The following is a 26891-nucleotide window of genomic DNA, read 5'->3' as shown; positions in this document are numbered from 1 at the left end:
TTGATTTTCAAGGCGCCGTTTGACATCGAGGCGGCCCATCGGTTCCTCCCTTCGTTGCGACGAATCATCCCCGGAGTACACCCACCATGCTGAGGATTGTACGGCTTGCGCTGGAGCGGCCCTACACGTTCGTCGTTCTTGCGCTGCTGATTCTGATTGTCGGGCCGCTGGCAGCCTTGCGCACGCCCACCGACATTTTTCCGGATATCAAGATTCCGGTGATCGCCGTGGCATGGACGTACACCGGCCTGCCGCCGGACCAGATGGCTGGCCGCATCGCTTCGCCATTCGAGCGCGTGCTCACCACCACGGTGAACGACGTGGAGCACATCGAGGCCAAGTCCATTGCTGGCTACGGCATCATCAAGATCTTCTTCCAGCCGGGTGTGAACATCGCGACGGCCAACGCTCAGGTGGCCGCGGTGTCGCAGACCATGCTCAGGCAATTGCCGCCTGGCACGACGCCGCCGTTGATCCTCAACTACAACGCCTCGACCGTGCCCATCCTCCAGCTCGCGTTGTCTGGCAAGGGCCTCAGCGAGCAGAACCTGGGCGACCTCGGCCAGAACATCCTGCGCCCCCAGCTCGTGTCGGTGGCGGGCGCGGCGATTCCGTATCCTTACGGCGGCAAGACGCGCCAGGTGCAGATCGATGTGGATTCCACAGCGCTGCAGGCGCGTGGATTGTCCGCGCAAGATGTTGCCAATGCGCTGGCGGCGCAAAACCTGATCACTCCGGTCGGCACGCAGAAGATCGGTACGTTCGAGTACACACTGAACCTCAACAATTCGCCGGCTGACATCAGCGAGCTGGGCAATCTGCCGATCAGGCAAGTGAATGGCACCACGATCTACATTCGCGACGTGGCCCACGTGCGTGACGGCGCACCGCCGCAAACCAATATCGTGCACGTGGACGGCAGCCGTTCCGTGCTGCTCACCATTCTGAAGAACGGTTCGGCTTCCACGCTGGCCATTGTGGCCGGCATCAAGCAGCGCCTCGCCGACAGCAAGGGCCTGTTGCCGGATAACCTCAAGGTGGCGCCGATCGGCGACCAGTCATTGTTTGTGCGCGCCGCCATCACCGGGGTGGCGCGCGAAGGCGTGATCGCGGCCGCGCTCACCAGCCTGATGATCCTGCTGTTCCTGGGCAGCTGGCGCTCCACGGTGATCATTGCCGTATCGATCCCGTTGGCGATCCTTGGAGCGATCGCCTTGCTGTCCGCCTTCGGCGAAACGCTCAACATCATGACCTTGGGCGGGCTGGCGCTCGCCGTGGGCATCCTGGTGGATGACGCTACGGTAACGATCGAGAACATCAACTGGCACCTCGAGCACGGCAAGGACGTAGAAACGGCGATCATGGATGGCGCCAAGCAGATCGTGACGCCGGCGTTCGTTTCTCTGCTATGCATCTGCATCGTGTTCGTGCCGATGTTCTTCCTGGAGGGTGTCGCCCGTTTCCTGTTCGTGCCCATGGCCGAATCGGTGATCTTCGCCATGGTGTGCTCGTTCATCCTCTCGCGCACGTTGGTGCCGACGATGGCGAAATTCCTGCTGAAGCCGCATGCGCCGCATGTCGACGAGCACGGCAAAGCCGTAACGCCGCTGCCGTCGCGCAATCCGCTGGTGCGCTTCCAGCGGGCGTTCGAAGCGCGCTTCGAACGCATTCGTGCTGCGTATCACGGCGTGCTCGATCTTGCCCTGGAACATCGCAGGCCGTTCGTGCTCGGGTTCCTTGCCTTCGTGCTGGTGTCGTTCCTGCTGGTGCCGTTCCTGGGCCGCAACTTTTTCCCGGAAGTCGATGGCGGCCAGATCCTGATGCATGCGCGCGCGCAGGTCGGCACGCGCATCGAAGAAACCGCCAATCTGTTCAGCCGCATCGAGAGTACCGTGCGCACGGTGATTCCGCCTGAAGACCTGGGCACGGTGGTGGACAACATGGGTCTTTCCGGCAGCAGCATCAACACCACCTACAACAATACCGGCGTGATCGGCGAGCAGGACGGCGATATCCAGATCGCACTCAACCCAGGCCATCGCCCCACGGCCGAGTATGTGCGCAAATTGCGGGAGCTTCTGCCACGCAAGTATCCGACGGCGACGTTCTCCTTCCCGCCGGCGGATATCGTCGGCCAGATCCTGAACTTCGGCTCGCCCGCGCCGATCGATCTGCAGATTCGCGGACCCAACCTGGCAGCCAATTTCGCCTACGCGGACAACTTGCTGGGGCAGATCAAGCACATTCCCGGCGTGGTCGATGCACGCATCCAGGAGTCGCAGGCCTATCCCAGCTTTGAAGTGAACGTGGACCGCACGCAAGCCCAGCTGCTCGGCATCACCGAGCGCGATGTCACCAACAGCCTGGTGGTGAACCTGGCCGGTTCCAGCCAGGTCGCGCCGACGTTCTGGCTCAATCCCGTCAACGGCGTGTCGTATCCGATCGTGATGCAGACGCCGCAATACGCACTGGACAGCCTGACGCAATTGCGCAACCTGCCGATCAATGGCGGCAACGGCCAGTCACAGGTGTTGGGCGGCCTCGCCACTCTCAGGCGCAATGGCACCAACGCCGTGGTCGATCAGTACGACATCCAGTCCTTGGTGCAGATTTATGCCGCCACGCAAGACCGCGATCTCGGCGCGGTGGCGGCCGACGTGCAGAAACTAATTGCGCAAACGGCCAGCCAGCAGCCAAAGGGCGCGCACGTGGTGCTGCTGGGCCAGGTGCAAACCATGAACAGCGCCTTTTCCGGCTTGCTGTTTGGCCTGCTCGGCGCCGTGGTGCTGATCTACCTGCTGATCGTGGTGAACTTCCAGTCGTGGAGCGATCCGTTCGTGATCATCACCGCGCTGCCTGCCGCCTTGGCCGGCATCGTGTGGATGCTGTTCGCCACGCATACATCGCTGTCGGTGCCGGCACTGACCGGCGCGATCATGTGCATGGGCGTGGCCACCGCCAACTCGATCCTGGTGGTGAGCTTCTGTCGCGAGCGGCTGGCCGAACACGGCGATGCCGCCTTGGCGGCGCTTGAAGCCGGTTTCACGCGATTTCGCCCGGTTTGCATGACCGCCCTGGCGATGATCATCGGCATGGCGCCGATGGCGCTGGGCCTGGGCGAGGGCGGCGAACAGAACGCGCCGCTCGGTCGCGCGGTGATCGGCGGCCTGATTTTTGCCACCTGCGCGACGCTGCTGTTCGTGCCGGTGGTGTTCAGCATCGTCCATGGACGTCACAGCCATGCAGCAAAGAACGCAGACGCTTCCGGAGAGCCAAGCTATGTCGTCTGAAGCAACCAATCGTCCTTCCCAAAAGCTTTCCAGGCGCGGATTGCGCCTTACCGGCATCGCGGTCGTCACGATTCTGGTGGTGACCGTGGTGATCGGACTCATCGCGCGCGCCACGCAGGCGAAAAGCCTGAAAACCTGGACCCAGGAGCAGGCCGTTCCTACGGTCGCCGTGGTGATGCCGGAGCCCGGCAAATCCGGCCCCGTGCTGGATCTGCCCGGCCAGCTGCAGGCCTATACGCGAGCACCGATCTATGCGCAGGTAAGCGGCTACCTGAAAGCGTGGAAGACCGACATCGGTACACCGGTGAAAGCCGGTGAGCTGCTGGGTGAAATCTCCACGCCGGAATTGGATCAGCAGCTGCAGCAGACACGCGCGGACCTGGCGAGCGCCAAGGCGAATGCGGATCTGGCTGCGGTCACCGCCAAGCGCTGGCAGGCAATGCTGGTCAGCGACTCGGTGGCGCAGCAGGACGTGGATCAACGCACCGCCGATTACACCGCTAAGCTGGCGCAGATGAAGGCTGCGCAGGCGAACGTGGATCGTCTGGAAGCGGCCAAGGCGTTCGCACGCATCGTGGCACCGTTCGATGGCGTGGTGACGGCACGTGATACCGATGTCGGCGCACTGATCAACGCGGGTGGTGGCACGGGCCCTGAATTGTTCGTGGTTTCGGACATCCACAAGTTGCGCGTGTACGTGCAGGTACCGCAGCGTTATGGGCCGTCGATTCGTCCAGGCAGCAGCGCCGTGCTTACAGTGCCCGAATACGCTGGCCGCGAATTCCATGCGCAGGTGGTCGCCCTCTCCAATGCGGTCAACGCCACCTCGGGCACCACCCTGGTGCAATTGCAGGTCGACAATGGCGGCAACCAGCTCATGCCGGGTGCTTACGCGCACGTGCGCTTCGACCTGCCAGTGGATGCCGCCGCTCTGCGCGTGCCGGCCAGCTCGCTGATCTTCGACAACGCCGGCTTGCGCGTGGCGACCCTGGGTACTGGCGGCAAGGTTGCCTTCAGGAAGGTGAGCATTCTGTTCGACTACGGCAAGACGGTGGAAATCGGCAGTGGCCTGGGCGCCGACGATCGCGTGATCGACAGTCCGCCCGACGGCCTCAAGGACGGAGACGCCGTGAAGATCGCCACCGAAGACACCATGGCCAAGCCGCATGAAAAAGCTTGAGTCCCTGCTTTTCGTCGCGATCGCCGCGGCGTTGGGCGGCTGCTCGCTCGCGCCGCCGTATCAAGCGCCCGCCACGCCATCCGCGCAAGCGTATCGGGATGTCGGTCCATGGGTAGCCGCACAGCCGGCCGATCAGTTGCCGCGCGAAAGCTTGTGGCAGCTGTACCGGGATACCGAGCTGGATGCGCTGCAGGCGAAACTGCTGGCTAACAACGCCGATCTCGCCGCCGCGCTGGCCCACTACCAGCAAGCCCAGGCGTATGCGCTGCAGGCACGTTCCGAATTGTTTCCGCAAATCGGCGTCGGCGCCACCGGGCAACGCCAGCGCCAATCCGACCATGCGCCACCGATGCGCAATCCCAAGGCGCCCGGCGAATACAACAGCTACGCCGTCGGTGCGCAGGCCAGTTATGAAGTCGATCTGTGGGGCCGGGTGCGCAACACGGTCGAAGCAGGGGGTGACAATGCGCTGGCCGCGCAGGCGGATCTCGCTTCCGCTCAGCTGAGCCTGCAGGCTCAGCTTGCCGACAGCTACATGCAGTTGCGGGGTCTCGATCAGCAGATCGAATTGCTGCAGCAGACCATCCAGGCGTATGAGAAAGCGCTGAAATTGACGCAGACCCTGCACACTGGCGGCATCGTGTCCGGTCTGGACGTATCGCGCGCGCAAACGCAGCTTTCCGATGCGAAGTCGCAGTGGTCGCAAACGCTCGCCCGGCGAGCCCTGATGCAGGATACGATCGCCGTGCTGGTGGGCGAGAATGCCGCGAACTTCAGCTTGCCTGCGGGCACCGACTCCATCGACGTGCCGGTAGTTCCGCTCGACGTACCTTCCACCTTGCTGCAGCGGCGCCCCGACGTGGCCGCGGCGGAGCGCCGGGTTGCGGCAGCCAATGCAGGCATCGGCGTTGCGCGGGCAGCATGGTTCCCCTCGTTGACGCTCAACGCGCAGGCCGGCTTTCAAAGCGCCGGTTGGGCGAACCTGCTCACTGCGGGAAACCGCATCTGGGCGCTCGGGCCGACGCTGGCGCTGGAACTGTTCGACGGGGGCTACCGCAAGGCGACCATCCAGGCGGCCAAGGCGAAGACCGATGAAGCGGGCGCCAACTATCGCGGTGTCGTATTGGGCGCCTTCCAGCAAGTGCAGGACAACCTTGCCCTGCTCGATCACCTGGGCACCGCCAGCGCTAATCAAAAAGATGCCGCCGACGCGGCCCAGCATGCACTGGATCTTTCGATGAGCCAGTACAAGCAGGGTGCGGTCAGCTACCTGGAGGTGGTGCTGGCGCAAACCACCCAGCTGCAGGAAAAACGTGGCCTGCTCCAGCTGGACACCGAGCGCCTGCGCGCCAGTGTGCAGCTGATTCGCGCGCTGGGCGGCGGCTGGTCGGCGGACCAGCTGACGCGAACGGATCGGCCCAACGCCAAACCCGTGCAACAATAGGCAGACTATCGCCGAGAGCCACGCATGAGCACCAAGCCTAACGCCGATGCCAGCATCAACAACGAAGGCGGCACAGACGGCGCCAATCCTCCCGGCGCCATGCACGGCCCGCATCACAGCGACCTGGACATGGTCGAAATCGCCGCTCACGACGAAGTGCAGCATGAAGATGCGCTGCGCCATTCGTCTCTGCGGGTGCCGCGTTAATCGATCGCGACCTTTTCGGAAAGCTGATCCGGCAGCACGAAGAGAAAGCCGCGCTGTTCCAACTGGGTGAGCACTTCGTCGAGCGCCGCCTCGGTAGCCGGCTTTTCATGCATCAGCAGGATCGACTGGTTTTCGGCCCGCTCGACGCTGCCGGTGAGAATCGGCTCCGGCTTTGTAGTCCGGCCATCTTCGCTGTTGGCATTCCCTAGCCTCTGTTTCATTCCGGTGAGCTTCGTCAGGCGTTGGCTGCAGCCATCGATCTGACGCGCCATTGCCGACTCGGCAAGCGGGTCCAGCCGGAGGTGGTCGTAGCATTGATTATCGATCAGGTGACCCTCGCTTTGGAGCTTGGCGGGCACGCCATGGTTCGCAGCGTTGATTTGACGGCGCACCAGGAAGAACACGGCGTGCGCGTGGTGCTTGCGCAGCGTTGTCATGATCGCTTCGTCCACGCCGTAGCCGTACGGACCGCCATCAAACGCCAGCACGGCGTACTTGCGGCCGGCCAGGAAGTCGCTGACCCTTCGCCAGACCTGTGTGTTGGCGTGCCTGACGCTGTCGCTGCCCGGGGCCAATACAAAATGCGGCGCTTCGATACCACGCCCCGTCAAAAGCAGGGCGTAGAGGAGAAAGGTCAGCGAGATGCCGCACAGGGCAACATAGCGGCGGTAGGCATACCACAGCATGGTGGCTCACTTGTCGAGGATGCTTTAAGGGGTTGCGCCATAGGATCAGGCTGGCGCGGAAGACCTGCCAACGGACCGTACTGCTCCCCCAGATCTTCGAATCTTGATACGGCGTTGGCAGCAAAGATCAAGCATATGGCATGCCAAACGTTGCCGCGTCATTTCGAAGGTCTCAGCCGCCGGTCGGGAAGAACCGCCATGCTTGAGCTGACCCTATGCGGCTGTTCTCTTACTCGCAGCGGCACCTGGCTACGTCGTTTCCACTGATTCGGGACAGCCTGGCACCATCACATAAGTGAATGAGCGGCTTTTCCCTTACCGTCCGCTGCCACCCAAACGCAAATCCATCTGCAGCATGATCTCCCGCCCGTAAATGTTGTAGTTCTCATTGTTGAAATAGGGATATTCCGCGTAGCCGCCGTCGCTGGGCGGCATTTTGTTCATAATGTTGTTGACCAGCAGCGACAGCGCGAGGTTGCGGGTGGGCCGATAGGTGGCGCTGGCATTGAAGGTGACCCATGGCGATACGTGAGCGGCACCGGGATAGCCGATGCCGTTGTTGTTGGCGAGGTAGTTGGGTGACGGGCCGTAGCGATGGCCATATAGCGTGCTGCTCCAACGTGCGCCCGGGCTGGTCCAAGTTATGCTGCCGCTGGCTATGCTCTTGAATTCGGTACTGGATTGCGCATCGGCAAACTGATTGACCGGCGCCTGGCCAGGGGCGTTCTGGTAGCTGTGATGCAGCATGTCGTTGTAGTCGAGGTGCAGGTCGAGCGTGCCCAAATGAAAAATCGCGAAGCGATAACGCGCACTGCCGATGACGGACTTGGTCACTTCATTGGCGAGATTCTCGTAATAGGTGGTGATGCCGGTAATGGGGCCCTGGCTGCCCGCGCGCTGCACCTGGGCGAGCGCCGCACGGCATTCGGATGAATCGCCGGCAAGCTGGCCAAGCCTGCAATTGGCTTCGGTGTGCAGCAGCAAGTCCGTGTCCTGTTGCACCACTTCGTTGCGGATCGCGATGTGCAGGTAATCCAGGCTGAGATCGAAATGGTCCATGGGCGACCACACCACACCCATGCTCCAGCTTTGCGCCGAGGTCGGCTGCAGCGTTGAATTGGCGAGCGTTACGCCGGGGATGGAGGAGAGCTGGAAATTCGTGCCGCAAGCCGTGCTGTGGGCCAGCGCGCAGAGGTAATAATCGTTGCCTGGGACAAAGAAATTGGCGGGACCCAGGAAAATGGAGGAAAGATCCGGTGCCTTGAACGAGGTGGTGTAATTGCCCCGCAACAGCAGCGTATCCACCGGTCGGTACTCCACGCCGGCCTTGTACGTGAATTTGTGATTGTTGCTGCCTTGATCGAGCGCGTAGTAGTCGTAACGGGCAGACAGGTCTAGCGTCAACGCCTTCAACAGCGGCAGATTCCATTCAAGCGCTGTCGCCGCATGCGATCGCCGCCCGCCGCCACCGGTAGTTGCGTGTTCGTAGACCGCATTCTGCGTGAACAAGGGAATGATGGGCTCGTACCAGGCTTCGCTGCCGCCTTCGGCCAGGATGGCGAACCCCGCATCGCCGCCGGGCAGGGCGAACAGCGAGGCGTTGCTGAGCGTGGCGCGGGTATCGTTGATCCAGCTGTTGCTGAACTCATCGATGCCGCGAGCGAAGCTTGCATATTGCGCGGGTGTGCTCGCGCGGAAGAACGCGGCGTAATTCCGGTTATAGATCATGTTGACGCCGTATTGCGGATCCACTCCGACGACCGGACCCAGCAGGCCGGTGAAGTACGCATTGATGTCGGCCTTGATCCAGACGGGCTCCACCACATGCGTGCGATCGCCGCTGCGCAGATAGTAGATATCCCAGTTCCACCCTGAGTCGCCCCATCGCCCGTTGGCGCCGATATCGGCCTGGTAGAGCAGATCGTTCTGGCGATCCATCTGGCCTGCTACGCCACCTGGCATTTCTTCCGGCGCAAAGACTTTTTCCAGATAGAGATAGTGGCCGGTCGCAGAGTCCTCGATCCATCGATGCCAATCCGAGACACCAGGGTACCAACGCTGCTGCTGTTGATTGACCAGCGCGTCGCCGTACAGCCTCACGTGATCGGAAAATCGGTAGGAGAGCTTCAGCATGCCATCGATGTTGCGCAGCTGATTGCTGTAGGTCGTATAGCCATCCACCTTGCTCGACCCGCAATAAACCCCTGGCAGGAGCGGGTTGGCAACTGGCATCGTGCTGCCGCCGAAAAGCTGGCTCGCGCAGCCATTGGGCGGATTGTGGTGGCCTTGGGGAGCGCCGTTGTAGGTACTCAGGGCACCGTAATCGAGGATGTCGGATTGCACGACGGGCTGCGGCATGTCATTGGCAGTCAGGGAACGTTGATAACCCCATATCGGCGAGTCGTTGTCGAATTCAAACGCGGCAAGTACGCGCCAACGGCCACTGTCCCGGCCGTAAGCGCCGCTGATGCGCTGATTGGCGCCCCCGCCATCCGAATAGCGGCCTGTCCGCACCGATATTTCGCCGCCGTCCTGTTGTGACCTGGTGATGATGTTGATCACGCCGCCGATCGCCTGAGAGCCGTAGATCGACGAAGCGCCGCCCGGCATCACGTCGATATGGTCGATCAGGCTCACCGGAAAATTGGCCACGCTGGTGAAATTGATGGAGGCGTTGTACAGCCGCCCGAAATTCGCCACCGGCTTGCCGTCCAGCAGCACCAAGGTGAACTGCGGCCCCAGTCCGAACAGGCTCACCGGCTGGGCGCCCTGCGTGAACGAACGTGCGGCTTGCGGCCCTTGCACCGAACCCGTCGCCAACACCAGGTTCTGCAGTACGTCGGGCAGGTTGTTGTAGCCGCGCGCACGGATGTCCGTCGCGGCGATGGTGTAGGTGGGCGTGGCGGTCTGGATGTTCGCGTTGCTGATCAAGGAGCCGCTGACGGTGACGGCGTTGAGCGTGGTGGGTTTCCCGATGGTGGCAACGGCAGCCGTCTGGTCTGGCTGTTGATGCATGACGGCCGCCGGTTCCAGCACGAAAGTGGTGGCGTTGATGACTTTCCAGCTCAGGCCCGTGCCGGCCAGCAATTGTTGCAGTGCTTCAGCCGGCGCAAGGCGTCCGGACACCCCCCGCGTGCTCTTTCCGGCCACCAGGGCAGGGTCATAGACGAGCTGGATGTCGCCTTGCGCGGCAAATGTATCCAGTGCATTGCGCAGGGCGCCGGCCGCGACGGCATAGGTTTGCTCCCTGGCCATGGATGGGGCAGCAAGCGCCAGGGGCGGTGCGGACAGGACGGTGACGCCGCCCAGTAGCAGCGAGGGCAGGCACGGCATGGCGTGACGAAGCAGGGAGGCAGGCGCTCCAACATCACCGATGATGCGCGGCCAACGAAACCGCGGCATCCATCCCCCACAGCTCCAGCGCATTCCGGTCTTCGGCCTCCCCGTCCCATCCCCGCCAAGGGACATGTACCCACCCGTATGTTCCGGGCAGTTCGATGATAGGGCAAGGCGGGACGCCCGTGCGGCCCAAACTGCATAACCGCATAACCCAAGAGCCCGTCCGCGCGCACGCGGACGGGCTCCAGGTCCGGCTGGCAGGGGCCGGTACTCGCAAAACGGTACGCGTCCTTGCGCACCCAAAACTTGAGGTCAGAAGCCCAGGCTCCAACTGCTGAGCGTGCCGTAGTCGCCGTAGTACTGCGGATCGTTGTCGATCACCTTCAGCTTCCACGTGCCGTTGGCCGGCACCGACGAGGCGTTCACCGTCCAGGTGGTGTTGATGTTGCCGTCATCGCCATAGTCGGGGTTTTGCAGTACGGCGTAGGCACCGTTGGGTGCGACCAGCTCGATGGTCAGATCGCCCGACCAGTTGTGCGTGATGTTGGCATGTACCTTCAGCGTGGCCGAGGCGTTGCCGGACAAGCCGCTTACCGCGATGCTGCTGGTGACGGTGGCATTGTCGTTGATCACCACCGGCTTGTTGTTGCTGAACACGCCGCCGGTGCCGCCGCTGCTGCTGCTGCTTACCGTCACCGACCCGGACTTGCTGCTGGTGGCGCCGGTGTTGTCTGTCACAGTCAGCGTGACGGTATAGGTACCGGCCGCTGCGTAAGTGTGGCTGGGGCTGGCCGCAGTGGACGTGCTGTTATCGCCGAAATTCCAGGCATACGAACTGATCGTGCCGCCGGTGTCGGTGGAGCTGTTGGTGAAATTCACCGTGAGCCCGTTCACCGCATCGGTGAAGTTCGCCGCCGGTTTGCCTGGAGTGGTGCCACCGCCGCTCGTACCACCCCAGTACTTGGTGACATAGGCGTTGAACAGGGAGATATCGAGACTGCCCCAGCCGGTGGTGTTGTCATAACCCGCGGCCGCGTTGTAGCCGTAGCCGTTGTAACCGTTGTTGCCCGAGGTCACGTCATGCAGCGGCGAGCCGTCCTTCGGGAAATAGCTGTACATGTTCTGGGTCGGCAGGCCCAGCGAGTTATTGTTGGCCGACTCGATACGCGCCCACAGGCCCACGAACAGCGGGGAGGCAAGGCTGGTGCCGCCCACCTGCTGATTGGCCTGGCCGTTGATCACGATCAGCGCGCCCGAGCCGGAGGCGGCGTCAAAGGCCACGTCGGGCAGCTGGCGCTTGGTCACCGAAGAACCGAGTGCGGTGGTCTGCCACGCCGGTGCATTTTCGAACAGGCTCACGCCGCCGCCGGTGGCCCACAAACGCTGGTTGTTGTCGTTGTTGTTCGGATCGACGGCGGCAAGGCCTTCGTTCCACACCGTTTCGCCGGCCCAGGTGGTGTTGCCATTGGTGCTCAGCGTGGTGCCGCCCACCGCCACGACATTGGGCGAGGAAGCCGGTTCGCTCACGCTGTAGTGGCTTAGATCGATCTGCACCGTGCCGTTCGCATCGGCGACATAGCCGGGCGCATGCTCGGTCGGGTCGCTGGACCATTGATAGACGCCCGAATCACCCGAGGACACCGAGAAGATCTGACCCTGTGCCACGGCCTGCGCGAACACCTTGTCGTCCGCGGCCTGCGTACCGGAACTGTTGGCCGCCGTTTCGTCTTCGCCCAACGATACGTTGATGATCTTGGCGACGTTGTCGGTAACAGCCTTGTTGTAGGCCGCGGTGATGCCGGCATCCGTCAGCCCGCTGTCGTTGGCGTCGCCGTTGACCGCGGCATAGAAAATCAGCTGCTTCACGCCGCCGGACATGGCAACGATATCCTGGCTGTCCAGATCCCATTCGCCCGGGTTGCCATCATTGGCCAGGGTGCCGGTGCCGGCAGCTACGGTCTTCGTGTTCACCGTCGCTATGCCGGCGTTCTGGGTGAAGGTATTGAGGTCGTTGATCGTCTGGGTCATGTCGCCCCAGGTGATGATGCCAACCACCGTATTGGAACCAGTCGGCGTGTTGCCGGCGTCGTAGATCTGCGGGAAATCGGTCGGGTTGTGCCCAGCCACACCAGCCGCGGCCTGGGCATGAGCGACATCGCTGCTGATTCGATGCGACATCACGTGCGGCTTGACGTAGTCCTGCAGACCGAGCACGGCATCCACGATGCCGCCGAGCGATTGCGGCACGGTTACGTCGTTGGCGTTGGCAAAGTGGCGCTCGCCCTTGAAGTTGAACGTCTTCATGTTCGCGTTGAAGGCCGCATTGGCATTCGCGGCTGAGCCGTCCGCAGAGACCAGCAAATGGTTCGGTGCGACTTTGATGTTGGTGAAACCGTAAGCCTCCAGATGCTTGACCACGGCCTGCACCTGCGCATTGGTCGGCGCGTAGTGTGCCTTGAATTGCGCGGGCGTCAGGAATTGCCGGTAGTTCGCGCTGCCGGGTTGATTGACCGTGGCGAGAAAAGCCTGCAGTTCGTCGACGTGGCGCAGATTGAGGCTTATTTCCACATGCAGCGGTTTGCTGGCTTCGAGCGCGACGATCTGCGTGGCATCGATGGAAGGATGCCCGGTCATCACCAATTTGGAAACTTTGTTGTCGACGTGTTGAATGCCTGCATGCGTGCGGGTTCCCACCCGCGTTTCGGCGGCGTGCGCCGTGGACAGCAACGCCAGCGACAACGCCGCCGGCAACAGCAATGGACGAATCCCCAAGAGTGCGAAACGTTTTGACATGTATGAACTCCCCGATTTCTTTAGGGCAAACGAAGCCGATGCGGCTCGAAAGCCCCATGCAATAGTTTTTGCCGCAAGTGCGGCACGTTGATTCGCAGCGATGCCCGGCGCCGCTGAAAAGAACTCCTATCGACGGCTGCGTCCCCTTGATCCCTCTACGCAAGCCGTATTGAAGCGTCGCCAAACTTTAAGACGGAGACGGTGAATACAACCCTACCTGGGAGAAGAAAGCTTGCGCGTGAATTGCGTACACGCGCACGTGAATTGGGGGGTGAACCCCAATATCCCCCGTTGATCACGCACAGTTGCTGCATGTCGTAGACCGGTGCATTGCCTGCGGCGCTTTCGGTCGCTTGCGACCGAAAGCGCCGCAGGCAATGCACCGATCTGCAAGATGCAGCAACAGTGCGAAATCCCTCTTGGTTATTCTTCTTTGGTCACGCAAGAGAAAGTAACTCGGTCGCTTGCGACCAGAAAGCGCCGCAGGCAATGTAGCAAGCTACGACATGCAGCAACTGCGCGTAATCAACGGGGGCTGTTGGGGGCTCAACCCCCAACCTAGCTTCACCGCGACAATACGATCTGCGTATGCCCGACGCGCCTGGCGTGAATGTCCCAACCCTGCTGAAGCAGCAGCAAGAACGTCTGCTGATCGTTGGTGCGGAAAATGCCGCTGACATGGATGTCCTGCAGCGACGGATCGCCAATGGCAAGCTTCGTGCTGCTGTAGCGATTCATCTCCAGCAGCAATTGCGGCAGCCGCCAGTCGTGCACGAACAACTTGCCCTGGGTCCAGCCTTGCGCTCTCTGCAGATCGAGGGGATGCGCCGGCGTGATGTGTCCGCCCTGGTCGAAGCCCAGGCTTTCTCCACCGATCAGCGCGGCGTTTTGTGCTGTGCCATCGGCTACCTGCGTGGCAATCGCCAACTTGCCTTTCAACAGCGCCACGTCAGTGGAAGTTCCGTTGACGCGTACCTGGAACTGTGTGCCGACCGCGGTTACCGTTCCGCTGCCCGCATGCACCACGAACGGCCAGGCATGATTGCCCTGCACGGTGAACTGCGCCTGCCCTTGCAGCAGATCCACACGCCGCGTACGCGAGCTGTAGCGCACTGAGATCTGGCTGTCCGTGTCGAGCAGGATCGACGAACCATCGGCAAGCTGCACCGTGCGCTGCTGACCTGCGGCCGTGCTGTAGGCGGTGCCGGCCGGATCGGCAGGGAGCGACAGCCAACGGGGCAGGGCAAACAGGGCAGCCAGCATGGCCAGGCCGGCTGCCAGGGCAGGAAGGGCCCAGCGCCGCGGCGTACGAGCAGCCGGCTCGTGGCCCAAGGCGCGACGAGCGGCTTCCATCACCGCAGGGTCCTTGATGGCCTCTTCGCTGCGTTTCCACAGCAATTCCAGTTCGCGGTATGCCTGCGCATGCGCCGGATCGGCGTCGCGCCAGCGCTCGAACGCGGCACGCTGTTGTGGCGGACAGTTCCGGTCGAGCAGACGGGCAAACCATTGCTCGGCCTCGTCCTGCGAGCCGGCCTGCACACCACGGTTGGCATTTTCCCTGTCCATGTTCATCAAAACGTTTCCGACGACGAATCACCTACCTTGCGCCGCAACTGCGCCAGGGCGGTGGCCAGATGCTTTTCGACCATCTTTACCGAGATGTCGCAGCGCTTTGCGATGTCAGCATGGCTCATGCCTTGCGCGCGCTTGAGCAGGTACACGCGCTGGCATTTGGGCGGCAGTTCCAGGATGGCCTTGGACAACCGCGCCACCTGCTGGTCGTACAGAGCTCGCTGTTCGGGCGTGTGCTCGCCGGTGGCAATTTCCAGGCCATCCAGCCCGACGTGATCCTTGTTATGGTGACTGAGTGCGACCCGGTACTGGTCATGCGCCACGTTTACCGCGATCCTGTACAGCAGCTGTTTCCAGGCTGACGGTGGCTCCGACTCGCGATATCGCAGCAGCTTGGTCATGCTCTCCTGCGCCGCATCTTCCGCATCCTGCTCGTTGGCCGTGCGCGCGCGCAGGAACTGCACCAGGCCACGGAACTGGCCACGCAGAAACGTCTCGAAATGATGCGCATTGTCGCGTGCGCCAAGAACCGGCATGCCCGGCCCCCCTATCGGCGCACTCTCCTGCTTGTTCTTCATCCCCGCTTTCGCACCTACTCCCCATCCAGAGTGGGTCGACTGTGGCGCAAAACAGGGTGGCATGCAAATCGAGCAATTCGCGCGGAGGAAGGGCCTGCCCCCAGTGCCATGACCGGTGCGTACGCGTCCAGGCGGCAACGCTCAGCACCCAGATCGATCCAAAAGACGGCGTCCCGCTGCGCCATGGCGCTTTCTTTGCCAGCGTCCTGGCCATACTCTGGATTCACGCATCGGGTGGAATTTTGTCATACATCCGATGCAAGCTTGATCCATCCAACCTTCGAGGCAAAGCATCCGTGAACGTGGCGATCCAGCTCGAAAAGCATGAAGTATCCGGCCTGGAATGCGTTGCCGAAGGACGCGCATCGGCGGTGCCGGAATCCATCGCCTCGCGTCTGCTCGCCATGGGCCTGGTCCAGCCGTTGAATGCACAAGGGCACGGCGTGACGCTGCAGCTGACGCCCAAAGGCCTGTCCTTTATCCGTTCCAGCGACATGTAGGCTGGGATGACAATCCCAGCGTCGCGTTTGTTACATGCATGGCAATGCTGGGTTTTGCAACCCAGCCTACGGACTCAACTGAGTATGACGATCCCGCCCGGCAGCGCAGTGACCTTTGCCCCATAGGCATCCTGGATCAGTGCCGCCACGTCGGTGAGCTGATTGAGCGAAAAACGCGCCTGTACCTTGCGTGCAGCCAGGACGTCGTTGGCCAGAATGATCCTGCCCGGACGATAGCGATTGATCTCGCGCACCACCTCGGCCAGCGGCTGGCCATCAAAAATCAGTACGCGCCGCCGCCACGCCATGGTGACTTCAAGATCCGCGGGCCTGACCTGGCCCACCCTGCCGTTGCCGTATTCAGCGCTTTGCGCTGTCCGGAGCACTGCGGTCTGTCCCCGATAGCGCAAAGTGGTGGCCCCATCCAGGCCAGTGACCTGCACATCGCCGTCGTAGCAGCGCACGTTGCACTTGCCCAACGCCGCGACGTCGATGCGACCGCCCCCGGCAAGCACGTTTACCGGGCCGGAGGCTGCGGTGGTGGCCTTCACCTGGATCTCGCCGCCCAGTAGCTCGATACCGGCGAGCTGGCCTTGCGACTTGTGCAGGCTCATCGTGGTCTGTGTGTTCATTTGCACCACGATGCCCTGGCCGAGGTCCACCTCGCGCTGTTCGCCGATGGCCGTGCGGTAGTCTGCTGCCATCTCCGACAGTGACGGCCAAAGCCGCAGTGGCGGATGGATCACAACCAGCGCAGCGGATGCGGCGACGGCCGCGCCGAGAAAAGCCCGGCGACTGATGCGCGGTACGTCGGCGGCACGCTGGGATGCAGCCGCAGCGCGTACTCGCTCGCCGGCCAGCCACGCCTGCGCAGCCGGCCCCAGGTTCTCCCATAAACGGCGGGTTTCGGCGAATGCCTGCACGTGCGCAGCGCTTTGCCCGCACCAGTGTTCGAAGGCGCGCGCATCCTGCGTGGTAGCCGTGCCCGAGGTCAGGCGCAGCAGCCAGCGTTGCGCTTCCTTCTGCAGCACGGCGCGATGATGGGCCATTGGGTCGATTCTCGGCATACCCCTAAGACTCTTTTCCGGCGCCCGGACCGAACCGCTGCACGACCTTGCGATCGAGACGCCTGCCGCAATGTTCAAGCGCCTTCTTCAGTTCCTTGCCCACCATGCGTACGGAAATCCCGAACCGGCGGGCGATCTCCTCCTGGGCCACGTCCTCGACCCGGGCCGCGATCAGGATGGCGCGCTGCCGTCCGCTCAGTTCGGCCAAGGCCTGGCCCAGCGCTTGCACCTCCTGCTCGGCATGCACCACCCGGGCCGGGTCCAGCGTATCCGTCCCGACGTTCAGCAGATCTTCGACCTCGCTGCCGGTGAGGTAGCGCGCCTCGGCATGACGCTGGTCCGATGCGGCGTTGATCGCCATGCGGAACAGGTAACCGGCCGGATTGCTCGATATGCACGAGCTGTCGCCCATACGCTCGATGCGCAGGTAGGTTTCCTGCAAGGCGTCGTTGGCCAGCTCGTCCGAACCCAGGCGATGTTTCAGGCGCCGCCGCAACTCCTGACGGCGTTCCATGAACAGGCGCAGCAACGGCAATGGCGTGGTTTCCATCGCTTACATCTCAATGCACGTAGGGCAGGGCTGGGGCACAGGCCCAAGCCCGGTCAGCTCGACCAGGCAGCAACAGCAGCGTGATCGGCTGTGGCATACCGGACGGCGGCGGTTCTAGCTCAAGAGCGTTCAAAGCTTTCCGCACTTCGTCATCACGCTGGCTGCCGACGGGGCTTAGCAGCCTGGCTTTCTCGATCCGGCCCGATGCCGCGATCCATATCTGCAAGGCGAGCCGATACGTACCAGGTCGCGTCTCTTCGGATTGGCATAGCGCCACCTCGATCGGTCGTTGGATTTTTCCGGCGTAGTGTTCGATCACGGCTTGGTTTTCCTCCATTCCAAGGCTCTGAGCTCCTTTGCGCGCCGTTCCGTCAACGGCTACGTCCACCTCCGAAAGCTTCAACGTGAACGCCTGGTCGCTGGAGAAACTCGCGACCAGCCCGGTCCCCGCAAGCAGCTTTTGTAATGCCTCGGTCTTGCCGTAGCTCCCGTGAATGCCGGGAGAGTGCCGTCCCGCCGCCAACGCGTTATCCACGAGCACTGCCTGCCCAGTGAGTTCGCTATAGGTTCGCAACGCCGTCAGCAGCGACTGCGGTGGCATGTCGAACGCGATGATGTCGTCGGCCTGGGGGGCGCCGGTCCGTGGCTCCCCAAGCGAATTCGTCTGGATATTCGCTTGATACAGGGTGGAAACCGCTTCCGCAGGAGATGCCAAACACAGCGTCAAACACAAAACCACATCGGCAAACCGTCGAACGACGAAGTACTCAAGACCCTTTGATACGAAAGCGACACACGTTGTATGGCCTCCTTGGACAAGTTCCAACACGATGTCGAGAAAGTGCTTCCTGCACTTTCTCAACGCAGCAAGTTCGGCGCATGTCCGAACTTGCTGCCGCGAATCAAGCACTTGCCGTGCTTGATTCGCGGCAGACCATCCGTGGCCTGCTCCATCAGACTGTTTCTCAACAGCCTGTTAAAGGCTATGCCCGCAATGTGACAGTGAATCGCGCGATGTCGTGTGTCCGGACACATGACACCTGCATGTCGAAAACCCCTGTCTACGCCCGATCCATGAATTTTTCGTGACACGGTTCAGTCCGGAACCGAGCAGCCGGTCTATCCGAGCAGGGATGTCGTGGACAAGCTAAGGACGCCGTCTTTGGGTCACGCGCAGCGCTCGGCGTTCGCGTGCGGGGCTTTTCGACTCTTGCAAATGGACGGCCAAACGCCGTCGCGATCGGGATGCGCATTGCGTGAGCAGGAACAACAGACATCGGTTGCAGGGATTGCAAGCGCCACAGGGATGTGGTTGGGGAGCAGGGGGCCGTGTTGTAGAGTCGACACGCGGCTGTCGTGATTCGGTTATCGGCGGTGCAGTAGCTTCGCGCCATCGACGGATGGGCGCCGATCGGCCGGCGCAAGCACGAGGCGGCGAATGAGCATGCGGCATGGAGCGAGCCCATCGGTGCGTCTTGCGCGTCCGCTGGCGGCGCTGATCAGTGCGGTACTAGCGTTTCCGCTTGCGGCGCAAACGCAAGACCAAACGGCGCCGTCCGCATTGTCCGCGCCGGCCAGCTTCCAGATCAATGAGTATCTGGTACGCGGCAACACCCTGCTGCAAGCCGCCGATGTCGAAAACTCGATGGAGCCCTATCTGGGGCCCGGACGCGGCATGAACGACGTGCATGCTGCGCGCGATGCGCTGCAGAAGCTGTATCAGTCCAAGGGCTACCAGTCGGTGGTGGTGGAGATTCCGCCGCAGCAGGTGAAGCACGGCGTGATCCTGCTGCAGGTGATGGAAAACAGCATCGGCCGTCTGCGTGTGGAAGGCGCCAAGTATCACTCGCCGCAGCAGATCCGCGATGCCGTGCCCTCGCTGGCGCAAGGCTCCGTACCCAATTTCAATCAGGTGCAGAAGGAACTGACCGATCTCAACCGACAGCCGGGAAGGCAAATCGTGCCGTTATTGAGCCCCGGCAGCATGCCGCAAACCATGGATGTCACGCTCAAGGTGGACGATACCTATCCGCTGCACGGCAGTGTGGAGGTCAACAACGACCACAGTGCCTATACGCCGGATCTGCGTACCATCGCCTCCGTCCGCTACGATAACCTGTGGCAGTTGGGGCATACCGTTTCGGCCACCTATATCGTTGCACCGCAGGACCGGCACGCCACCGAAGTTTATGCGCTGTCGTACCTGGCACCCCTGAACACGGAATGGAGCCTGCTCGGTTCGGCGTACAAGTCCAACAGCAATGCCAACACGCTGGGCGGCACCACCGTGCTGGGCAAGGGCAACGCGGTAAGCCTTCAGGCAACCAAGCAGTTGCCCCTGTTGGGCGGCGATTACACGCAGCTAGTCTCGTTCGGCATCAGCCGCAAGCACTTCGAGCAGAACATTCGGCTGGGTGGGCAGACGCTGCAGGCGCCCCTCACGTATTACCCCCTTTCGGCGTCCTACACCGGCCAGCGCACCGAAGAGAAATCCACCCTCGGCTTTACGCTCACTGGTAACTTCGGTTGGCGCGGCGTTGGCAGCAGCAACCAGGCGTTCGACAACCAGCGCTACAACGCGCGCGACAATTTCGCCGACCTGCACCTGGACCTCAATTACGCGCGCAGCTTTGCCGGCGACTTCGCCCTTGCCACGCGCGCCAGTGCGCAGGCCAGCAATCAGCCGCTGATTTCCAGCGAGCAGTTCGCGGCCGGCGGCATGAGCAGCGTGCGCGGCTACCTGTCGGCGGAAGAAACCGCTGACAACGGCGCGATCGCTTCGGTGGAGCTGCGCACGCCATCGATCCATGCATGGCTGGGATCGTTCGCGGACGACTGGCGCTTCCATGTCTTCGTTGATAGCGCACGCCTGATGCTGATCGATCCGCTGCCTGATCAGCGCGGGCGATTCACCCTGCTCAGTACCGGCGTAGGCACTTCATTCACTCTTTTTCATGCCGTGAACGGCGATCTCGAATACGCCTATCCGCTGCGTGGCGGCGTGCAGACCAGGGCGCACGACGGGCATCTGCTTTTCAGCGTGAAGGCGGGACTGTAATCACTTTGGATAGAGGCTAAACGACCATGCGGTATTTCATCCTTCTGTGCACGCTGTGCCTGCTGCTGGCCCCGAAACCGGGCCTGGCCGGCGAGGCTTCCTGGTGGAACGACGATTGGTCGTACCGTAAACCCATCACGCTGGACACCAGCCCCAGCGGCGGCAACATCACGCAGCCGGTCGGGCGCATGCCGCTGCTGATCCGCCTGCATCCGGGCAACTTCCAGTTCGACGGCGTGGCCAAGAACGGCTCCGATCTGCGCTTCGTCGGTGCAGACGGCAAGACGCCGCTGAACTACCAGATCGAAAACTTCGATCCGGTGATGGGCGTGGCGCAGATCTGGCTCGACGCCACGGATCTGCCGGCCAACGGCCAGCAGACCATCTGGATGTATTACGGCGACAGCAAAGCTCCAGTGTTCAGCAACGGCGCCGCCACGTTCGATGCGGACTACACCTTGGTGTATCACTTCGACGAGTCGACGGGGCAGCCGCCGAAGGATGCCACCGCTTACGGCAACAATGCGGCGAGCGGTGCGTTGCGCACAGCGGATGGAGGCATCGCAGGCAACGCGGCGCGCTTCGACGGCACGACGGTGGTGACGCTGCCGACCAGTTCCTCGCTCGAAATCAAGGATGGCGGTAGCTTCACTCTCAGCACCTGGATCAAGCTGGATGTCCTGCCCACGACGGCGACGCTGATCTACGCTCATCGCCAGGACAACAAGGCGCTGCTGATAGGTATCGACAACGGCGCCCCCTTCGTCGAAGTGGATGGCGGCAACGCCCCGCAACGCGCCAACGGCTCGGCAGCGTTGAAAGCGGGCCAGTGGACGCATCTGGCGATCGCCGCCGGCAATGGCCAGATCACGTTGTACGTGAATGGGCAGCCATCCGCCAACCTCGCCGCCGCCCTTCCCGCCCTGAGCGGCAGTGCAGCGGTGGGTGGCGACGTTGCGGGTACGGCCAATGCACCGGTGCCATTTGCCGCCTTCGTAGGGCAGATGGACGAGTTGCGCCTGTCCCGCATCGCACGGCCGGCAGCGATGATTGCGGCCGATGTGCTTACCCAAGGTGCTCAATCCAAGCTGATCGGCTACGGCGAGGACGAGAAGAAGTCGGGCTTCGGCTTCGGCTACTTCGGCATCATCGTCAGGTCGGTGACGGTGGATGCTTGGGTGGTGATCGCGGTGTTGTTGATCATGGCGATCATCTCCTGGCTGGTGATGTGGCAGCGCGGCAACTACGTGTCGCGGGTGACGAACGCGAATGAACGTTTTCTGCACCGCTACCGCGAACTTGGCGGCAACCTGCTGGGCCTTGCCGGCAACCATGTCTCGCCGGCGGTGAAGGGCGAGCTGGCTGGCTCGTCGTTGTATCGCCTCTACGAAATTGGAGCGAAAGAAGTATGGCGCCGCCGCGATGAAGATGGCCGACTGGTGATCGCCTCCGAATCCATCGAGGCGATCCGCGCGGTGATGGACTCCACTCTGGTGCGCGAGAACCAGGCGCTGTCGCGCTCGATGGTGATGCTGACCATTGCGATTTCGGGCGGTCCGTTCCTTGGCCTGCTCGGCACGGTAGTCGGCGTGATGATCACTTTCGCAGCGATCGCCGCCGCGGGCGACGTGAACATCAATGCGATTGCGCCGGGTATCTCCGCGGCCCTGCTCGCGACGGTGGCTGGATTGGCCGTCGCGATTCCCGCCCTGTTCGGCTACAACTACTTGTTGACACGCAACAAGGCGGTCACCGCGAACATGCAGGTGTTCGTCGACGAATTCGTGACCCGCCTGGCCGAGCTGCATCGCGCCGTCGACCTCTCCACAGTGGAAGGCTGAGGAGGCGGTCATGCAAGTCCAAGACGAAGACAAGCCCTACGACGACATCAACATCACGCCGATGTTGGACCTGGCGTATGTGCTGCTGGTGATCTTCATCATCATGACTACCGCAGCCGTGCAGGGGATCAAGGTGAACCTGCCCAAGGCCAGCGCCTCGGTGAGCCTGGCCAGGCCGCAAACCAAGGCGATCACGGTTTCGGACAGCGGGCAAGTCTTTCTGGATGCGTTTCCGGTGAGCATGGGCGAGCTGGAGCAGCGTTTGCGCGAACAGAAAGCGCTCACGCCGGAATTCCCGGTGATCGTCAAGGGCGATTCCAACGTGCCGTACCAGAAAGTGGTCGATGTGCTCGACCTGCTGCGCCGTCTCGAACTTTCCCAGGTCGGTCTGGTGACCGGCAGGCAATCCACCTGAGAGCTTAGCGATGTTCGAGCCCGGTTACTCACAGCGGACAGGATGGCAGCGATGGCGCGCACGCATCATCGCCATCGTGCTGCTGCTTGCCGCGGCATGGCTGGTGTGGATGCTCGCGGGCCACGAAGTGGGCGTGCGCCGCTCGGCGCCGCGCATCGCCACCATCACACCATTGCCGCCACCGCCGCCACCGCCCAAGGAAAAGCCGCCGGAACCGAAGAAGGTGGAGGAAACCAATCAGGAGCTGCCCAAGCCGGCTGAACCCTTGAAGCCGGTGCAGGCGCCCAAGGCACCCGACGTCGCCAAGCAGATCACCATCAACGGCCCGGCCCAGGCCGGTAACGACGCCTTCAACATCGGCGCCGGAGAAGGTGGCGGCATGGTGGGCAGCGGCGGCGGCAGCGGCGTGGGTGGCTCCTCCTACGAGCAATACCTCAGTTATGCCCTGCAGCAAGCCGTCCAGCGCGACGACCGCACGCGCCGTCTGGTGTTCGAGGTGCGCGTGAACCTGTGGCTATCGCCCGATGGCGGCGTGACGCGTGTGCAACTGATCAAGCCCAGTGGCGTCGAGAAGACCGACGGCGCCCTGCTCGAGGTGCTGCGCGGCGTGCGCATCGATACGCCGCCGCCGCCCAGCCTGAGCATGCCGGTGCGCGTGGCCATGCGTGGTTACCGGCCCGGCTGATCGACCGACTTTTGTATCGCCAGATAAGCAATGCCACCGTATTTGGAGAACGTGATGAAGTTTCGAACCGCCAACCATCATGTATGGCGCCCTCGCAGGAGCGTGTTGTGCATCGCCATCGGTTTGCTGCTGGCCGGGCAAGCTGCTGCGGCGCTCGCGCAGGATGCTGCACCCTCAACCAACGCTACCGTCAACCTGATTCGCCTGATGGTGAAGAAGGGGCTGATCACCCAAGGCGAAGCCGATGGCCTGATCAAGCAGGCCGACGACGAAGCCTTGCAGGCGCAAAAAGCCGCCGCCACTGCCGGCCCTGCGGATGGCGCACAGCCAGGCGACGTGCGCGCCGTCTACGTGCCGCAGAACGTGCGCAATGAAATTCGCGAGCAGGTGAAGCAGGAAGTGATCGCGCAAGCCAAGTCCGAGCACTGGGCCGCACCCGACGCCTTGCCGGAATGGCTGGACCGAATCAGCTGGTACGGCGACGTGCGGGTGCGCGACGAGTCCTGGTACTACAGCCGCAAGAACTCGCCGGATTTCATCAATTACGCCGCGCTCAACCAGAACGGCCCGTACGACATCAACAGCATCACCCAGGGGGTGGCGCCGCCGATCCTCAATTCCACCCAGAACCGTTTGAACATGCTGCGCATGCAAGCGCATATCGGCATCAAGGTGAAGCTGGGCGATACCGTCACCGCCGGTGTGCGCATTGGTTCGGGCAACGACAACAATCCGGTATCCACCACCCAGACGCTGGGCGGCGGCCTGGTCAAGAAGAACCTGTGGCTGGACCAGGCCTGGGTGCGCTGGCAGCCGAGCCAGTATTACTCGGTCACCGCCGGCCGCATGCCTACGCCGTTCCTGCAGACCGATCTCATCTTTTCGCCCGAACTCAATTTCGATGGTGTGATCGGCCATGGTGAATTTCCCGTCACCGACGATCTGAAGGGCTTCGTCACCGCGGGCGCAATTCCGATCCAGTACACCAGCAACAACGCACCTACCCAGGCCTTCGGCAACCAGAAGTATGGCGCCGGGGACAAATGGATGTGGGCTACCCAGCTGGGCTTCACCTGGAAGTTCGCCGAGGATGCGCAGTGGCGGGCGGCGCTGGCCTATTACTTCTTCAATCGCATGCAAGGCCAGCTCTCTGCGCCATGCGCGCTGTACACCGGCATCAACTATTGCAGTACGGACAACACCGTGCCCGACTACATGCAGTGGGGTAATACGGTGTTCCTGCTGCGCGACATCGTCCCCAGCACGTCCTCGCCGACCAACTACGCGCAGCCGCAATTCGTGGGCCTGTCGTACAACTATCATGTCGCCGACCTGGTCAACAAGGTCGACTTCAAGGTGGGCGAAACGCCGATCGAGCTGCAGGCCGAATACGAGCGCAACATGGCTTACCACATGCGTGCCGCATTCGACCGCTATCCCAATGGCCTGGGCGTGCCGGTGAACAATTACCTGGGCAGCAGCACGCCAGGCGGCAACGGCCCCTACAAGAGCGGCCCGGTCGGCTGGCTGTTGCGCGGCATCATCGGCACGCCGCAGCCTATGGCGCTCAACGAATGGAACATCGCGCTGGGCTACAAGTATCTGCAGCCCGATGCCACGCTCGATGGCCTGACCGACCAGAACTTCCACCTCGGCGGGACCAATGCCAAAGGCTTCATCCTCACGGCCGACTACGGCATTGCGCAGCGTACGTGGCTGTCGGCACGTTACTTCGGCGCCAAGCAGGTGTACGGCCCGCCGTTCACCCTGGACGTGGTGCAGTTCGAAATCAGCACGAAATTCTGAGGGCTGAGCGATGAAACATGCAGCAACTCTCGCCATCCTGCTAAGCGCCATGTTTGCCGGTGGTTTGCACGCGCAAACGCTGGAACAGCAATTGCGCACCCAGCTCGCCGATGCCCGCAATCAATTGCAGGATCTGCAAGGCCAGCAAGCGCAATGGCAGGCGGAGAAGGCCAGGCTTGAGCAGGCACGCGATGCGGCGCGCAAGGAGGCCGATGCCGCGAAGGCTGAGCTGGGCAAGAGCCACTCCACCTCTACGCAAGACGCCACCGTGCTGGCGTCCGAGCGTGTCGCCCGCCAGCAGGCGGAAGCGCAGTTGCAGGACCTGCAAAAAACGGCGGCGGATGCCAACGCCAGGGAGCATGCGCAGGAACAGCAAGGCACCGAACTTGCCGGGCAATTGAACGTAGCGCAGCAGCAAGTCACTACCTGCGCGGCCAGGAACCAGCAGCTGTACAAGATCGGCAATGAAATCCTGGACGAGTACAGCCATATGACGCTTGGCAAAGTCATCGCGAGCCGCGAACCGTTCGCCGCCTCAGAGCGAGTGAAGCTGGAAAACGCGGCGCAGGCGTATGGGGACAAGCTGTACGAGCAGCGTTACGACCCACGGGCCACTCCCGCCAGGAAACCGTAGGCTGGGATGCCAATCCCAGCATCGCGCGAGTCGCCACATGGCAATGCTGGGTTTCACAACCCAGCCTACGGAGTTGCTGCAATTGAAGGCCAACTGGCGTACGTTGGGAGGCTCGCAACCGTTTTCGTCAACCTTCAAGGACCCCGCATGCGCATTGACCGAACGCTCTCCGCCATGGCCGCCATCTTCCTCGCCAGCCTTCCGGCCGCCGGCGCCTACGCCCAATCGAGCGACAATGGTCCCCCGCTGGGTGGCCCCGCCGTCTCCGGCGTCTGCTTGCTGTCGCGCGAAGCGATCCTTGCCAATGCCAAGGTCGGCAAGGCCGCCTCCGCACGGCTGAAGCAGCTGGCCGACCAGGCCCAGGGCGAAATTGACGCGGAGCGCAAGCCGGTCGATGCCGACGTGCAGGCCTATCGTTCGCAAGCGGCATCGCTGTCCGCCGATCAGCGCCAGTCGCGCGAGCAGGCGCTGGCGCAACGCATGCAAAAGGTGCAGGCCGACCAGAACCTGCGCGCACGGGAAATCGAAGCCACGCGCATCAAGGCCCTGGGCCAGATCGCGCAGTATGAGCAGTCGGTGATCACCGATTCCTATCGCAGCAAGGGTTGCGGTTTGCTGCTGGATCGCAACACGGTGATCGGTGGCAACATGGCCAACGATCTGACGCCACTGGTTGTGCAAGGCCTGGATGCCAAAGTCACGACCCTTTCATTCAACCTGGAGCAACTTCCCGCCAACGGCGGTGCCTCGGGCGGCGCTCAACCATAAGCCGGTGATGAAAGCATGCGCGTGGTGCAACCCGTCCTAGGATTAAGCATGATGTGTCTCGCAGCCGTGTCTGCGACGGCGCAGACGGTTGCACCCGCGCAAGCTTCGGCGTCTTCTTCGTGTGTGGACGTCAGCGTCAACAACCGGCCGGCCTTGTCCTATGCCTGCCTCAACCAGCGCTTGGCCTCGTCCACCCACCCGGCGTCTCAACCGCAAGTGCAGCTCGATGCCGTTGCGCAAATGCCCGGCAATCAGCAGGTCGGGCAATTCAACTACTCCGCGTTCAGCCATCAAATGGGCAGCCATCTCGGTAAATCCGTAACGCCGCAGCGCCCACCGCCGCTGGCTGCGCCGCCGATACTGGGCGTGCCAATCGGTACGCATTGAAATCACCCGTCGCGCGAAAACCCGCGACGTAATCAACGCGTGAAATCCCCGCGACAACCCCCATGAAATTTTGATGACACGGTTCAGTCGG

General features: G+C 62.5%; 21 protein-coding genes. 13 read left to right on the top strand and 8 right to left on the bottom strand.

Translation table 11 applies throughout. From position 1 onward, the window contains the following. Window positions 1-86: 86 nt before the first annotated feature. From EKH80_RS10995 to EKH80_RS10980, 4 genes are read left to right on the top strand one after another with little or no spacing between them, the layout of a single operon-like run. Window positions 87-3290, top strand: a complete 3204-nt coding sequence (locus tag EKH80_RS10995) for an efflux RND transporter permease subunit (protein ID WP_126684814.1) — start codon at window positions 87-89, stop codon at window positions 3288-3290. Then, the gene (locus EKH80_RS10990) at window positions 3280-4470 is read left to right on the top strand and encodes an efflux RND transporter periplasmic adaptor subunit (RefSeq protein ID WP_126684813.1); all 1191 of its coding nucleotides are present in this window, start codon (window positions 3280-3282) and stop codon (window positions 4468-4470) included. Before EKH80_RS10995 ends, EKH80_RS10990 begins: the two co-directional genes overlap by 11 nt. Next, on the top strand, window positions 4457-5914 hold the full coding sequence (locus EKH80_RS10985) for an efflux transporter outer membrane subunit (RefSeq protein WP_126684812.1): 1458 nt from the start codon (window positions 4457-4459) through the stop codon (window positions 5912-5914). The genes EKH80_RS10990 and EKH80_RS10985 overlap by 14 nt, the downstream gene beginning before the upstream one ends. Window positions 5915-5938: 24 nt before the next feature. Then, window positions 5939-6121: a hypothetical protein gene (locus tag EKH80_RS10980; protein WP_126684811.1), complete on the top strand. Its 183-nt coding sequence runs from the start codon at window positions 5939-5941 to the stop codon at window positions 6119-6121. On the opposite strand, the gene EKH80_RS10975 is transcribed toward EKH80_RS10980, so the two are convergent. The 5 genes from EKH80_RS10975 to EKH80_RS10955 all read right to left on the bottom strand — a co-directional run bounded on the left by EKH80_RS10975 (window position 6118) and on the right by EKH80_RS10955 (window position 15089). Beyond that, window positions 6118-6807, bottom strand: a complete 690-nt coding sequence (locus EKH80_RS10975) for a polysaccharide deacetylase family protein (protein WP_126684810.1) — start codon at window positions 6805-6807, stop codon at window positions 6118-6120. The genes EKH80_RS10980 and EKH80_RS10975 overlap by 4 nt on opposite strands. A 315-nt stretch (window positions 6808-7122) precedes the next feature. Next, the gene (locus EKH80_RS10970; RefSeq protein ID WP_158628822.1) at window positions 7123-10209 is read right to left on the bottom strand and encodes a TonB-dependent receptor; all 3087 of its coding nucleotides are present in this window, start codon (window positions 10207-10209) and stop codon (window positions 7123-7125) included. 249 nt (window positions 10210-10458) lie between these two features. Further along, window positions 10459-12939 (bottom strand): protease pro-enzyme activation domain-containing protein, encoded by a 2481-nt coding sequence (locus EKH80_RS10965; protein ID WP_158628821.1) that lies wholly within the window; start codon window positions 12937-12939, stop codon window positions 10459-10461. A gap of 564 nt (window positions 12940-13503) precedes the next feature. Next, window positions 13504-14511 (bottom strand): FecR family protein, encoded by a 1008-nt coding sequence (locus EKH80_RS10960; RefSeq protein ID WP_126684808.1) that lies wholly within the window; start codon window positions 14509-14511, stop codon window positions 13504-13506. Further along, window positions 14511-15089, bottom strand: a complete 579-nt coding sequence (locus tag EKH80_RS10955; RefSeq protein WP_158628820.1) for an RNA polymerase sigma factor — start codon at window positions 15087-15089, stop codon at window positions 14511-14513. Before EKH80_RS10955 ends, EKH80_RS10960 begins: the two co-directional genes overlap by 1 nt. Window positions 15090-15385: 296 nt before the next feature. On the opposite strand from EKH80_RS10955, the gene EKH80_RS10950 reads away from it, so the two are divergent. Next, window positions 15386-15589 carry a hypothetical protein gene (locus tag EKH80_RS10950; protein WP_126684806.1) on the top strand — a complete coding sequence of 68 codons (204 nt, stop codon included), beginning with the start codon at window positions 15386-15388 and terminating at the stop codon, window positions 15587-15589. A 74-nt stretch (window positions 15590-15663) separates the two neighbouring features. Here the strand turns inward: EKH80_RS10950 and EKH80_RS10945 are convergent, their stop codons facing one another. From EKH80_RS10945 to EKH80_RS10935, 3 genes are read right to left on the bottom strand one after another with little or no spacing between them, the layout of a single operon-like run. Further along, window positions 15664-16638 (bottom strand): FecR family protein, encoded by a 975-nt coding sequence (locus tag EKH80_RS10945; protein WP_158628819.1) that lies wholly within the window; start codon window positions 16636-16638, stop codon window positions 15664-15666. A gap of 22 nt (window positions 16639-16660) precedes the next feature. Beyond that, window positions 16661-17206: an RNA polymerase sigma factor gene (locus EKH80_RS10940; RefSeq protein WP_126684804.1), complete on the bottom strand. Its 546-nt coding sequence runs from the start codon at window positions 17204-17206 to the stop codon at window positions 16661-16663. A 10-nt stretch (window positions 17207-17216) separates the two neighbouring features. After that, window positions 17217-18116 (bottom strand): secretin and TonB N-terminal domain-containing protein, encoded by a 900-nt coding sequence (locus tag EKH80_RS10935; protein WP_126684803.1) that lies wholly within the window; start codon window positions 18114-18116, stop codon window positions 17217-17219. Between the two features lie 528 nt (window positions 18117-18644). Between EKH80_RS10935 and EKH80_RS10930 the strand changes: the two genes are divergently transcribed. The 8 genes from EKH80_RS10930 to EKH80_RS10895 all read left to right on the top strand — a co-directional run bounded on the left by EKH80_RS10930 (window position 18645) and on the right by EKH80_RS10895 (window position 26800). After that, window positions 18645-20264 carry a ShlB/FhaC/HecB family hemolysin secretion/activation protein gene (locus EKH80_RS10930; protein WP_230473619.1) on the top strand — a complete coding sequence of 540 codons (1620 nt, stop codon included), beginning with the start codon at window positions 18645-18647 and terminating at the stop codon, window positions 20262-20264. Between the two features lie 26 nt (window positions 20265-20290). Next, on the top strand, window positions 20291-22105 hold the full coding sequence (locus tag EKH80_RS10925) for a DUF2341 domain-containing protein (RefSeq protein WP_126684802.1): 1815 nt from the start codon (window positions 20291-20293) through the stop codon (window positions 22103-22105). A 10-nt stretch (window positions 22106-22115) separates the two neighbouring features. After that, window positions 22116-22520, top strand: coding sequence for an ExbD/TolR family protein (locus tag EKH80_RS10920; protein WP_126684801.1), 405 nt, complete (start codon window positions 22116-22118; stop codon window positions 22518-22520). A gap of 10 nt (window positions 22521-22530) precedes the next feature. Beyond that, window positions 22531-23205 (top strand): energy transducer TonB family protein, encoded by a 675-nt coding sequence (locus tag EKH80_RS10915; RefSeq protein WP_126684800.1) that lies wholly within the window; start codon window positions 22531-22533, stop codon window positions 23203-23205. Between the two features lie 54 nt (window positions 23206-23259). After that, window positions 23260-25011 (top strand): putative porin, encoded by a 1752-nt coding sequence (locus tag EKH80_RS10910; protein ID WP_158628818.1) that lies wholly within the window; start codon window positions 23260-23262, stop codon window positions 25009-25011. A 10-nt stretch (window positions 25012-25021) separates the two neighbouring features. Further along, complete coding sequence (locus tag EKH80_RS10905; RefSeq protein ID WP_126684798.1) at window positions 25022-25645, top strand: hypothetical protein; 624 nt, start codon at window positions 25022-25024, stop codon at window positions 25643-25645. 147 nt (window positions 25646-25792) lie between these two features. After that, window positions 25793-26413 (top strand): OmpH/Skp family outer membrane protein, encoded by a 621-nt coding sequence (locus EKH80_RS10900; protein WP_126684797.1) that lies wholly within the window; start codon window positions 25793-25795, stop codon window positions 26411-26413. 48 nt (window positions 26414-26461) lie between these two features. Next, window positions 26462-26800: a hypothetical protein gene (locus tag EKH80_RS10895; protein WP_126684796.1), complete on the top strand. Its 339-nt coding sequence runs from the start codon at window positions 26462-26464 to the stop codon at window positions 26798-26800. Window positions 26801-26891: the final 91 nt, after the last annotated feature.

It is taken from the genome of Dyella choica (assembly GCF_003977665.1).
Classification (GTDB): domain Bacteria; phylum Pseudomonadota; class Gammaproteobacteria; order Xanthomonadales; family Rhodanobacteraceae; genus Dyella_B; species Dyella_B choica.
This window is presented reverse-complemented; position numbering and strand designations above follow the sequence as displayed.